Below are 11,445 nucleotides of genomic sequence, written 5' to 3'. Positions count from 1 at the left end.
CATGGAACTGTCGATGAACCTGATGACGAAAACCGCGCGCGCGATGGCGGCCGCCGGCCTCGTGTCGCTCGCCGGCTGTGCGTGGTTCGCGCCGAGCGGCGAACCGCCCGCGTTGCCGTCGCCCGCGCATTACGGCGCGGCGCCGCAAGTCGAGCAGACCGTCGCCGCGCAAGGCGTCGCGCAGCAGTTTGAAGTCGGCGCGCAGCCGGTGCCCGACTGGTGGAAGCAGTACCGCTCCGACGCGCTGAACGCGCTCGTCGACGAAGGGCTGCGCAACAGCCCGACGCTCAGCGCCGCGTCGCACACGCTGAACGCCGCGCGCGAGCAGTTGCGCGCGCAGATCGGCAGCTCGCTGCTGCCGTCGATCGACGCGGGCGGCCAGGCCGCGCGCCAGCGTGCGCTCGGCGTGCCGATCCCCGCGCTCGGCGCGCCGACGCTGTTGTACGACACGTTCGTCGGCCAGATCGAGGCACACTACACGTTCGACCTGTTCGGCGCCGCGCGCTTCGCGAACCGCGCGCTCGCGAAACGCGTCGACGTCAGCGCGTTCCAGCTCGAGTCCGCGCGGCGCGCGCTTGCCGCGAACATCGTGACCGCGTCGATCACCGCGTCGGTGCTCAACGCGCAGATCGACACGACCGAGCGGCTCGTCGCGCTCGCCGACGCGCAGGCGCACGACGCCGAACGCCGCTACGCGCTCGGCGCCGCGTCGCGCACCGACGCGCTGAATGCGCGGCAGAGCGCGGACACCTTCGCGGCCAGCCTGCCCGCGCTGCGCCAGCAGCGCGACTCGGCGCGCCATGCGCTCGCGGTGCTGGTCGGCCGCACGCCGGACCAGCCGCCCGCCGATCTTTCGCTCGCCGATCTGCATCTGCCGCAGCAGGTGCCGGTCGTCGTGCCGTCGGACCTGCTGCAGAGCCGGCCCGACATCCGCGCAGCCGACGCGGCACTGAAGGCCGCCGCGGCCGAAGTCGGCGTCGCGACCGCGCAGCTGTTCCCGCAGCTGTCGCTGTCGGCATCGATGGGACAAGGCGGCTTCAGCTGGCCCGCGATGCTGTCGGGCGCCGGCGCGATCTGGAGCGTCGGCGCGTCGCTGAGCCAGCCGATCTTCCACGGCGGCGCACTGCTCGCGCAGCGCCGTGCCGCGAAGGAAACCTACGCGGCCGCGGTCGACCAGTACAAGCAGACGGTGCTCGGCGCGTTCCAGAACGTCGCCGATTCGCTCGCGGCGCTCGAGCACGACGCGCAGGCGCTCGACGCATCGGGACGTGCCGCGATCGCCGCGCGCGGCGCGTATGACGACACGGCCGCGCGCGTGCGGCTCGGCGCGCTGCCGCCGTCGTCCTCGCGCGCGAGCGAGCTGCAGTACCGCAATGCACAGCTCGACGAGATCCGCGCGACGGGCGCGCGGCTCGCCGACACGGCGCGGCTCTATCAGGCGATGGGCACGCCACCGGGCAACACGGCGTCGGACCACCCTGCGTCCGGCAGCCCGGCGCCCGCCAAGGAAGCCCGCGCCGCCGGCGTGGATGCGGCACCCACGCCGCAGTAACGCGTCGGCCGCCACGCGGGCGCGCGACTGCGGCGCCTGCGTGGCCGTGCCCGCCGCATCGGGGCCGCCACCCGCGCGCCCTGCCCATCTTCCCGCTTGACCCTCACGTAGCGTAACGTTCCAGACTTCAGCGTGCGCACTGAACGGAGGCTCGAATGCGACTGAAAGTGGGGGAACTGGCGAAACGCAGCGGACTGACCGTCCGCACGCTGCACCACTATCACGCGATCGGTCTGCTGACACCTTCGGCGCGCGCCGACAACGGCTACCGGCTGTACGACCGCGACGACATCGCCCGGCTCCACCAGATCCAGGCATTGCGTCGCTTCGGCCTGTCGCTCGCCGAGATCGGCGCTTACCTGAACCAGCCCGGCACCCCGCTCGTCGAGATCGTCGCGAAGCAGGTCGCGATGCTCGATCGTGAAATCGAGCAGGCCGAGCGGCTGCGCGAGCGGCTCGTGCACCTGCACGCGCAGCTCGCCGGCGGCGCGGAGCCGGAGCTGGCCGATTGGCTCACCACGCTGGAGTTGATGACCGTGTACGACAAATATTTTTCCGAGGAAGAACTCGCGCGCATGCCGATGTACCGCAAGAGCCAGACGGGCGACGCGGAATGGATCGCGCTCGTTGACGAAGTGCGCGCGCTGAAGGATGCCGGCGTCGCCCCCGAGGACGCACGCGCCCGCGCGCTCGCCGACCGCTGGATGACGCTGCTCGTGCGCGACACGAACGGCGACCCGCGGCTGCTTGCGAAGCTGAATCTGATGCACGAGCGCGAGCCGTCGATGCAGGCGCAGATCGGCATTTCGACGGCGTTGCGCGACTACGTGCTGCGCGCATCCGCCGAAACGAAGATGCAGATCTTCGAGAAATACCTGGCGCCGGACGAGATCCGCTTCATGCGCGCGCACTATGGCGAACGCGCGATGGAATGGCCGCAGCTGATGGCCGACGCGCGCGACGCGATCGACGCGGGCGCGCGGCCCGACTCGCCGGGAGGCCGGGCGCTCGCGCAGCGCTGGCTCGACCTGTTCCGCAGCTATGCGGGCGACGATCCCGCGACGCACTTGAAATTCCGCCATGCAATGCAGAACGAACCGGCGCTGATGAAGGACTCGTGGGTCGACGACACGCTGCTCGGCTTCATGCGCGAAGCGATGGCGCAGTTGAAACCGCAGCGCTGATCGGCGCGCGCGCTCACCCCTCCCGCGTCGCGATCCCGAGCGCGCGCAGCCGCCGGTACAACGTGCGCTCGCTGATCCCGACACGTTCGGCCAGCGCCTTGCGCGTCCCCGTGAACCCGCTCGCGATCCGCACGAGTTCGGCATCCGTCAGCGCACCCGGGCCACCCGCGCCATCCTGCGGCCGCGCCTGCGCGGCGATGAGCTCGGGCGGCAGGTGCTCGACGCGTATCGTGCCGTCGTCCGCGAACAGGCACGCACGCTCGAGCACGTTGCGCAGCTCGCGGATGTTGCCCGGCCATGCATACGCGTCGAGACACGCGCGCGCGGCATCGGTCAGCACGAACCGCGCGGTGCGCGTGCCGCCCGCGCCGGCGCGCGCGTTCGCGATCCGCTGCAGGATCGACGTCGCGAGCAGCGCGATGTCGCCGCGCCGTTCGCGCAGCGCCGGCAGGTGAATCGGAAATGCGCTGATCCGGTAGTAGAGATCCTGCCGGAAGCGCCCGTCGTCGATCATGTCGCGCAGCGGCTTGTGGGTCGCCGCGACGAGCCGGAAATCCGCGCGCAGCGCCTCGACGCCGCCGACGCGCCGGAACGTGCCCGATTCGATCAGCCGCAGCAGCTTCACCTGCATCGGCAGCGGCACGTCGCCGATCTCGTCGAGAAAGAGCGTGCCGCCCTGCGCGGTCTCGACGAGCCCCGGCTTGCGCGCCGCCGCGCCGGTAAATGCGCCCTTTTCATAGCCGAACAGTTCGCTTTCGAACAGCGTCTCGGCGATCCCCGAGCAATCGACGACGACGAACGGCCCCATCGCGCGCGCGCTCGCCTCGTGCAGCGCCCGCGCGAACAGTTCCTTGCCGGTGCCCGACTCGCCGAGCAGCAGCACCGGCAGCATCGACGGTGCGACGCGCTGCAGCGCGCCGAGCGCCGCGTTGAACGCATCCGAGCCGCCGACGAGCCCTTCGGCGCTCGGCTGCGCGGACGCGCTGCGCACCGTCGTCAGCCGCTCGACGTACGCGATCACGCCGCCTGCCGCGTCGAAGATCGGGCGCAGTTCGACGTCGACATGCTCGGGGCCGCGCGGCGTGTGATGGATGTGCAGCACGCGGTTCAGGCCGCGCGATTCGCGCGCCTGCTTCATCGGGCAATGCTCGCCGGCCTGGTCGCACGGCACGTCGTAGTGATGCGACACGCGGTAGCAATGCCGGCCCACGTGCTCGACGCCCGCGACGCCGAACTGGCGCCGGTAGGCGCCGTTCGCCGCGAGGATCCGGTAGTCGGGATCCACGACGATCATTGGCTGCGGGTCCTGCTCGAGATAGGCAACGAGCGCGCTCACGTCGGGCGCGACGCCGCGCGGTTCGTCGGGAACGATCGGGATGATGTCGTGCTGGCTCATGACGGGGGCGGCAAAGCGGCGGTTGGTTACGCGAACTGCCAATTCTGCCACGTCACTGCCATGTCTGGCAGCACGCACGCGCGGCCGGCCCGAGCGCGGCGCCGACCATTGATCTTCCGCCGGCAAAAACACGAGATGAATCAACGCACTGGCGCGTTTTCCAATGCGCCACCTCGACTTGGCATGGTTCTTGTTCAAAGTAAGGTCGATTGCCGAACCTTTTGTGCGAAGTAATTTAGTTGTAAGGTTTCTTGCCGAACCAGATCGAGGAGTTTCCCGTGAGCAACACGTCCGTGATGTCGGTCGAAGGTTTCTTCGACCCCGCGACCAGCACCATCAGTTACCTCCTGCTCGATACGGCGAGCCGCGAATGCGCGCTGATCGACAGCGTGCTCGATTACGACCCGAAGTCGGGCCGCACCCATACGGCGAGCGTCGACCGGCTGATCGCGCGCGTGGCCGAACTCGGCGCGACGGTCCGCTGGCTGCTCGAGACGCACGTGCATGCCGATCACCTGTCGGCGGCGCCATACCTGAAGGCGCATGTCGGCGGCGAAATCGCGATCGGCGCGCAGGTGCGACGCGTGCAGCACGTGTTCGGCCGGCTGTTCAACGCGGGTTCCGCATTCACGCCCGACGGCAGCCAGTTCGACCGGCTGCTCGACGACGGCGACGCGCTTGCGCTCGGCGCGCTGTCGATCCGCGCGATGCATACGCCCGGCCACACGCCGGCGTGCGTCACCTACTGCGTCGATGCCGGCGCCGAACGCGCGGCGTTCGTCGGCGACACACTGTTCATGCCCGACTACGGCACCGCGCGCTGCGACTTTCCCGGCGGCGACGCGCGCGCGCTGTACCGGTCGATCGCGCGCGTGCTGAGCCTGCCGCCCGACACGCAGCTGTACCTGTGCCATGACTACCAGCCCGGCGGCCGCGCGCTGCGGTACGTGAGCACCGTCGCCGATCAGCGGCACGCGAACGTGCACGTGCGCGACGGCGTGACCGAGGACGACTTCGTCGCGATGCGCACCGCGCGCGACGCGACGCTCGACATGCCGGTGCTGATGCTGCCGTCGGTGCAGGTCAACATGCGCGCCGGCCACCTGCCCGAACCTGAAGACAACGGCGTGCGCTACCTGAAGATCCCGCTCGACGCGATCTGAGCACACCGTCCCGCCCCAACCGGAGTCCCCCCGACATGAACATTCGAATGCTGACCGGCACGCTGTCGGTCTCGCCCCAGATCACGGCGGCCGACCTGCCCGCGCTGCGCGACGCCGGCTTGCGCTCCATCGTCTGCAACCGGCCGGACGGCGAAGGCCCCGACCAGCCGACCGTCGCCGAGATCCGCGCGGCGGCCGCGCCGCTCGGTATCGCCGTCCATTACCTGCCGGTCGATTCCGGCAAGGTCACCGACGAACAGGCCGCGCAGTTCGGCGCGCTCGTCGCGTCGCTCGACGGGCCTGCGCTCGCCTACTGCCGCACAGGCACCCGCTCCGCGACGCTGTGGGCGCTGTCGCAGGCGAGCCTGAGGCCGCTGAACGACATCGTCGCGACGGCCGCCGCCGCCGGCTACGACCTGAGCGCGCTCGCGCCTCGCATCGCGCAGCACGGCTCGCAGCGCAGCACGCACATGACGCCGCCGGTCGAAGCGCGGCACGACATCGTGATCGTCGGCGCGGGCGCCGCCGGCATCGCGGTCGCATCGAGCCTGCTCGCGCGCGACCGGTCGCTCGACATCGCGGTGATCGATCCCGCCGACGTCCATTACTACCAGCCCGGCTGGACGATGGTCGGCGCGGGCGTGTTCAAGCCCGAAACCACCGCACGGCAGATGCCCGACGTGCTGCCGCGCGGCGTGCACCGGATCCAGGCCGCGGTCGCCGGATTCGAGCCGGACGCGCACGTCGTCGTGCTCGACGGCTGCCGGCGCATCGGCTACCGGCAGCTCGTCGTGTGCCCGGGGCTCAAGCTCGACTGGCACGCGATCGACGGGCTCCCCGAAACGCTCGGCCGCAACGGCGTCACGTCGAACTACCGCTACGACCTCGCGCCCTACACGTGGCAGCTCGTGCGCGAATTCCGCGGCGGCCGCGCGCTGTTCACGCAGCCGCCGATGCCGATCAAGTGCGCGGGCGCGCCGCAAAAGGCGATGTATCTGTCATGCGACCACTGGCGTCGCGCGGGCCGCCTCGGCGCGGCCGACGTCGAGTTTCTCAACGCGGGCGCCGCGCTGTTCGGCGTCGCCGACTATGTGCCCGCGCTGATGGAGTACGTGAAGCGCTACGACATCGCGCTGTCGTTCGGCCACAACCTCGTGTCGATCGACGGCCCCGCGCGCCGCGCGACGTTCCGGCGCGCGCTGCCCGACGGCGGCGCGGAAACCGTCGTGCGCGAGTTCGACATGATCCACGTCGTACCGCCGCAGCGCGCGCCCGACTTCGTGCGCGCGAGCCCGCTCGCCGACGCGGCCGGCTGGATCGACGTCGATCCGGCCACGCTCAGGCACAAGCACCATCCCGACATCTTCGCGCTCGGCGACGCGACCAATACGACCAACGCGAAGACCGCCGCCGCCGCGCGCAAGCAGGCGCCCGTCGTCGCGCACAACGTGCTCGCGGCGCTCGGCCGCGCGCGCGGCGCCGCAACCTATGACGGCTACGGCTCGTGCCCGCTGACCGTCGAGCGCGGCCGGATCGTGCTCGCCGAATTCCTGTACGGCGGCAAGGTCGCGCCGACCTTCCCCGCGTGGCTGATCGACGGCAAGCGCCCGTCGCGGCTCGCGTGGCTGCTGAAGGAGCGGTTGCTGCCGCCGCTGTACTGGAAGGCGATGCTGCAGGGCCGCGAATGGTTCGCGAAGCCCGAGATCGCCGATTGACCGCCGCCCGAGTCAACGGATGAACGAACGGATGACATCATGCTGATTTCTCTCGTGCTGGGCAGCATCGTCGGCGCGGTGCTCGGACTGACGGGTGCGGGCGGCGGGATCCTCGCGGTGCCGGCGCTCGTCGTCGGGATGGGCTGGCCGATGCAGCAGGCGACGCCCGTCGCGCTCGTCGCAGTCGCGGGCAGCGCGCTCGTCGGCGCGCTCGAGGGTTTCCGCCGCGGGCTCGTGCGCTATCGCGCGGCATTCCTGATGGCCGCAGCCGGCGTGCCGCTCACGACGCTCGGCGTGCAGCTCGCGCACGTGCTGCCGCAGCGCGTGCTGCTGACGCTGTTCGCGCTGACGATGCTCGTCGTCGCGGGCCGGCTGCTGCGGCAGGCGCTCAGGTCGCCGAACGGCACGCCGGCCGTGTCGCCGCTGTGCGTCGGCCGCGTGAATCCCGACACCGGCCGGCTCGTCTGGTCGTGGCCCGCAGGTCTCGCGCTCGCGTCGACCGGTGCGGTCACCGGCCTGATGACGGGCCTGCTCGGCGTCGGCGGCGGCTTCGTGATCGTGCCGATGTTGCGCAAGTTCACCGACGTGTCGATGCACGGGATCGTCGCGACATCGCTGATGGTGATCGCGCTGGTCGGCGCGGGCGGCGTGTTCGCGACGCTCTTCGCCGGCACGCATGCGCCGCTCGACGTGACGCTGTGGTTCACCGCGACGACCGCGCTCGGCATGGCCGCCGGCCGCGGCGCGTCGCGTTTTCTGTCCGCGCGCCACGTGCAGATCGGCTTCGCGGCTGCGCTCATTTGCGTCGCGCTCGGGCTGCTCGCGAAGGCGGCGATCGGTGGGTGATCCGTGGAGGCGTCCGTGATTGGGACGGCGAACACAGTTATGCGCGTGATCTTGTGGGCGTGCGCTCGCTCATACATTGAGAACGCGGTTGAATCGGCGCATCACCGTACCGACCTGCTTGAACAGCGTAGGCCGCTCGTGGAAGCGTGGACGGTACACGTCGCAACTCAAAATGCGGTAACCGTCGATCAACGCCCACCAGCAAAGCGCCGGAACCTGCGGCATCGCGCGCGCCGCGATGCCGCCTCGCTGTCCGCGGAAGTGACAACCTCGCGGCGGACATATCAGCGTTACCCGCTCTAATACTTGGTCACTTGGTCGCGTCGACCTTTATCTCAATCCTCGTATATTCCGGTCCTAGCAATTGCATTCGTTCGGTTTTCCCGCGCTCATCTGTCATCCCGACATAACGGTTGGCGCTCGTGGTGATTCGGTAGCAAACATGCGCGAGTGGCTTCGAAGGAGACCCAAGGAACAACGCTTTGTCTTCGGTGTGCGCCGTCCATCTCTCCGTCGAGACAATACGAGCCATTGCCGGCTCGCGCTTGTCCGCACACGTGAAACGATCACCGTCCTTTCCGGGGCCGGGCGTAGCCGCCGTAACTGCATAGCTGACATCACCTTGCAAGCCCGGTGTATTACAAAGGCTCTGACAACCTTCCGGAGGGCATTTGGGGACAAATTCAACACCGACTTGATGCACGTCGTCGGGGTCAGGCTTGCCGTCCTTTGCACGAATGATCCGCTCTTGAACCCATACATCTTGAGGATCCATTCCCAGTTGAACTAGGAAGGACTTCATCGACTCACCGCGCAACTTTGCCAGCTCTTTCGGATTGCGCTCCCACGCAAATGCGGCTGCATCTATAGATGCTGACGCCCCTTCACGTGTCCACTCTCTCGCAGTCAGGAAGTGCCTAACAAGGCTCAACCGATCGCTATTGCCGACCTCGATAGAATTCAACGGCAACCGCATAATGTCCAACTCCATCACCTTACATGCATATGTCGGTGGCGAGCAGAGCGAAAACGCCAACAAAAGTGATGTAGACCATTTCATTTTTTTACCCGGTTAGCGAGCCAAAACGAACCACGCGATGCTGTCTGCATTTCTGATAGCCTGTTCAGGATTTTCTTTCGCCAATCGTTCACAAGCCCAACGGCCGTATGCGCCCGGGTAGTCCTCGGAACCGAACGTATCTATAAAATGTGAACACTCGTGAACTATCGTAAGTTGCTTCGAGGATAAATTGCCCGCAGAGCGATGGGGTAACGAGCAGAAATTGATATTAATCGCAATCGTATGCGTCGCGGTATCCGGACGACAAACGTGCGCCACTTCTCCGTCTAGATGCTTCATATTTGGCAGACAGCCAGTAGCCAAATCTGCATCAGAGCCGGGACGCACGAAGTTCTTAGCGGTCAGGTTCGACATGACTGTCACGAGAGCCCCGAGACCCGTAGTCAACCGGGTTCTGATTGCGCTGTCAGACGACCCGAACCACACGGTAACCCGAGCTTGTATATCGGGCGTCCAACGCGCCAGTTCGGCTATTCTACGCTTGGTAATAACAACAGCCTCGTCTGTCAACCCTAGAACAAGTTTCCTGAATTCTGCGTCGGTCATGTTAGTACAGATAGGCGGGCCGTTCAATGACAACGGAATTACAACTTTCGAACCGGTGACCGTGTTCGATTCACCGTTCCCGACGTGAATCCACTCACCGTTGTCTTGCGTATTTTCATTGTCTGTTGCCATGTTATTTAACTTTCCATCTGAATTTCGATGTCCAATTCTTCTCGACTCATCGTAACAATCCGTTGGGTAAGCCCATCTGCGTCGGTCACTCCCGTAAAACTGCCGCCCGTTGCCGTCCTGATTCGATAGCGAATGTTCGCCAATGGTCTGGCGGTGTTGGTGTCGACAAATTGAAACCGTTCATCAAATACCTCGTCATTTGGTAATGAGCTTACGTTTTGTGGTAGCCCGACCTGCATATCCCCTCGTGCGCCGCCCTCGTCAGAATAGAAGAACGTCGTGGAAGGGTTGGCAAGCACATGATTGGAACGACACGGGCACAGAACGAGGTCCATGTGTTTCACCATCGCCTTTCCGTCGTCGAGCCACGTGTCCGCCGTGCCGAAGATCGGAAAAAGCCCTTTGCAGGTTCCGCATGTTGCTTCGTCGTGATAGACCGCGAACCTTCGGCCCTGTTCATCAAACTGCGTAGACGAGCCCCCCATGACGTATCCGCCCGTCGTCGTGCGGTCGCCTTTAACCACCAATCGCTCAAACATGATCGTGAAAGGTGTGAAGTTGAAGGTCTTCCGCGCTGGTCGTCGTGACGCGCTGCGTATGGCCGGTAGCATCCGTAACGCCGCCGAACACTTTTCCGGACGCAGTGCGAATTCGGTATTGCACTCGCGCCAATGGTCGGCCAGTGTCGGCGTCGCGCAGAACAAATTGTTCGTCGTGTTCGACCCGACCCGCCGCCGCCGAACGCGGGACGCTTTGCCCCGTCAGTGCCGCCGCTTCCTCTGCCGTGAAAATCATTCTCATGTTGCGCTCGACGTGGAGGACTAGCGGCAGGTTGCAGCCGCACACGTTGATGTCGCGGCTCAATGCCCATTGCTTGCCGTTCGGGTCGGTGCCGGGCCAGCACGGCCCCTTCGGCGCAATGAATCCTTCTTGCTTGCAGGCCTTGCAGTAGGTTTTCATGCCGAGCGTGGCGTTTTGCACAGCGGGCGGCGGATTCGAGCAGGTCACGATACCGAGACCTTCGGTGATGACCGCGCTCCCCGCGCGGTCGCCTTGGGCGAGGAAAGACCGGATCATGTCGCCGCCCCTTGGCCAGCCACGGTCGCCTGCTTCCCCACCGTGAACGTGTCGGCGAAGCCCCGGCCTTCACGTTCCGGGCTATCGGTGATCTTGTCGCCATTGTCGAGTTCGCGCCCGACGAAGGCGAGCGGTGCGAAGTCGAGGTAGTCCGCGATGCCAAGGCCGCTGATGATTTGGGCGGTCGAGCCGTCCGCATAGTGAACGACATTTCCCACGACAGCAGACTTGCCTAGCAAGTCGCCCGCGTCCCACGTGCCGGTCGCTTCGCGCAGCACGCCGCCCTTCGCACTCGTCGCCCCCTTTACGGGCAGCCGGTAGCGCGGGCGTGACGGTGGCGGCACATAGGCCGGATCGAACAAGCCGGGAACCGGTTTGTCGTCGGTTACCTTGATGCCGGCTCCGTCTTGTAACGTTTGCGCGATGACGTCGCCCTTGCTCAGTCGCGAGCCGACCAGCGCGAACGGGGTGTTCTCCGACGAGGCGGCAAATCCCGCGCCGTCGATGATGACGGCTTCGCTGCCGTCACCGTATTTGACGACGTCGCCGACGCAGGCCTGCGTCAGCCCTCGATAACTCGTCGTGCCCGCGACTTCGGCAACCCACCCGCCGCGCTCGGTACGCGAGCCGATGGTCGCGAAAAGATGGGTCAGCGCGTTTGCTTCTTGTTCGTTCGTCATCCTGAATCCCTTTCCGGTTAAGCGGGCAAAATGTGCCCTATGCCAACCTAACGCCAACCCGACAGGGGGATCA

Annotated in this window: 11 protein-coding genes; 5 read left to right on the top strand and 6 right to left on the bottom strand. The window is 66.7% G+C overall.

Annotated features, from left to right (window positions below; genetic code table 11):
* Window position 1 precedes the first annotated feature (1 nt).
* Together ACV229_RS32800 and ACV229_RS32795 are read left to right on the top strand one after the other, a co-directional pair.
* Window positions 2-1,552 (top strand): efflux transporter outer membrane subunit, encoded by a 1,551-nt coding sequence (locus ACV229_RS32800; protein WP_448087244.1) that lies wholly within the window; start codon window positions 2-4, stop codon window positions 1,550-1,552.
* A gap of 155 nt (window positions 1,553-1,707) precedes the next feature.
* A complete protein-coding gene (locus ACV229_RS32795; protein WP_448087243.1) occupies window positions 1,708-2,736 on the top strand; it encodes a MerR family transcriptional regulator in 1,029 nt (342 codons plus the stop codon).
* A gap of 13 nt (window positions 2,737-2,749) precedes the next feature.
* Here ACV229_RS32795 and ACV229_RS32790 read toward each other — a convergent pair whose 3' ends face one another.
* A complete protein-coding gene (locus ACV229_RS32790; protein WP_448087291.1) occupies window positions 2,750-4,132 on the bottom strand; it encodes a sigma-54 interaction domain-containing protein in 1,383 nt (460 codons plus the stop codon).
* 296 nt (window positions 4,133-4,428) lie between these two features.
* Here ACV229_RS32790 and ACV229_RS32785 point away from each other — a divergent pair, with 296 nt between their 5' ends.
* The 3 genes from ACV229_RS32785 to ACV229_RS32775 are packed head-to-tail and all read left to right on the top strand — an operon-like array spanning window position 4,429 to window position 7,856.
* Window positions 4,429-5,295 (top strand): MBL fold metallo-hydrolase, encoded by an 867-nt coding sequence (locus ACV229_RS32785; RefSeq protein ID WP_448087290.1) that lies wholly within the window; start codon window positions 4,429-4,431, stop codon window positions 5,293-5,295.
* A gap of 35 nt (window positions 5,296-5,330) precedes the next feature.
* On the top strand, window positions 5,331-7,010 hold the full coding sequence (locus ACV229_RS32780; protein WP_448087242.1) for a TIGR01244 family sulfur transferase: 1,680 nt from the start codon (window positions 5,331-5,333) through the stop codon (window positions 7,008-7,010).
* 39 nt (window positions 7,011-7,049) lie between these two features.
* Window positions 7,050-7,856: a sulfite exporter TauE/SafE family protein gene (locus tag ACV229_RS32775; protein WP_448087241.1), complete on the top strand. Its 807-nt coding sequence runs from the start codon at window positions 7,050-7,052 to the stop codon at window positions 7,854-7,856.
* Window positions 7,857-8,166: 310 nt separating this feature from the next.
* Here the strand turns inward: ACV229_RS32775 and ACV229_RS32770 are convergent, their stop codons facing one another.
* Genes ACV229_RS32770 through ACV229_RS32750 form a run of 5 tightly spaced genes read right to left on the bottom strand, consistent with a single transcriptional unit; the run spans window position 8,167 to window position 11,372 of the window.
* Window positions 8,167-8,916, bottom strand: a complete 750-nt coding sequence (locus ACV229_RS32770) for a hypothetical protein (RefSeq protein WP_448087240.1) — start codon at window positions 8,914-8,916, stop codon at window positions 8,167-8,169.
* Between the two features lie 12 nt (window positions 8,917-8,928).
* Entirely contained in the window at window positions 8,929-9,615 is a 687-nt protein-coding gene (locus ACV229_RS32765) for a M35 family metallo-endopeptidase (protein WP_448087239.1), read from the bottom strand.
* Between the two features lie 5 nt (window positions 9,616-9,620).
* Window positions 9,621-10,139, bottom strand: a complete 519-nt coding sequence (locus ACV229_RS32760; RefSeq protein ID WP_448087238.1) for a PAAR domain-containing protein — start codon at window positions 10,137-10,139, stop codon at window positions 9,621-9,623.
* 7 nt (window positions 10,140-10,146) lie between these two features.
* Window positions 10,147-10,692, bottom strand: a complete 546-nt coding sequence (locus tag ACV229_RS32755) for a hypothetical protein (RefSeq protein ID WP_448087237.1) — start codon at window positions 10,690-10,692, stop codon at window positions 10,147-10,149.
* Window positions 10,689-11,372 carry a hypothetical protein gene (locus ACV229_RS32750; RefSeq protein ID WP_448087236.1) on the bottom strand — a complete coding sequence of 228 codons (684 nt, stop codon included), beginning with the start codon at window positions 11,370-11,372 and terminating at the stop codon, window positions 10,689-10,691. The genes ACV229_RS32755 and ACV229_RS32750 overlap by 4 nt, the downstream gene beginning before the upstream one ends.
* Between the last annotated feature and the right edge of the window lie 73 nt (window positions 11,373-11,445).

This window comes from Burkholderia sp. MR1-5-21 (assembly GCF_053427715.1).
This window is presented reverse-complemented; position numbering and strand designations above follow the sequence as displayed.

Bases quoted from the DNA above. Each gene is read 5' to 3' on its own strand.
- ACV229_RS32755 (WP_448087237.1), bottom strand. From the start codon at position 10,692: ATGATCCGGTCTTTCCTCGCCCAAGGCGACCGCGCGGGGAGCGCGGTC.
- ACV229_RS32750 (WP_448087236.1), bottom strand. From the start codon at position 11,372: ATGACGAACGAACAAGAAGCAAACGCGCTGACCCATCTTTTCGCGACC.
- ACV229_RS32770 (WP_448087240.1), bottom strand. From the start codon at position 8,916: ATGAAATGGTCTACATCACTTTTGTTGGCGTTTTCGCTCTGCTCGCCA.
- ACV229_RS32765 (WP_448087239.1), bottom strand. From the start codon at position 9,615: ATGGCAACAGACAATGAAAATACGCAAGACAACGGTGAGTGGATTCAC.
- ACV229_RS32790 (WP_448087291.1), bottom strand. From the start codon at position 4,132: ATGAGCCAGCACGACATCATCCCGATCGTTCCCGACGAACCGCGCGGC.
- ACV229_RS32775 (WP_448087241.1), top strand. From the start codon at position 7,050: ATGCTGATTTCTCTCGTGCTGGGCAGCATCGTCGGCGCGGTGCTCGGA.
- ACV229_RS32780 (WP_448087242.1), top strand. From the start codon at position 5,331: ATGAACATTCGAATGCTGACCGGCACGCTGTCGGTCTCGCCCCAGATC.
- ACV229_RS32795 (WP_448087243.1), top strand. From the start codon at position 1,708: ATGCGACTGAAAGTGGGGGAACTGGCGAAACGCAGCGGACTGACCGTC.
- ACV229_RS32800 (WP_448087244.1), top strand. From the start codon at position 2: ATGGAACTGTCGATGAACCTGATGACGAAAACCGCGCGCGCGATGGCG.
- ACV229_RS32785 (WP_448087290.1), top strand. From the start codon at position 4,429: ATGTCGGTCGAAGGTTTCTTCGACCCCGCGACCAGCACCATCAGTTAC.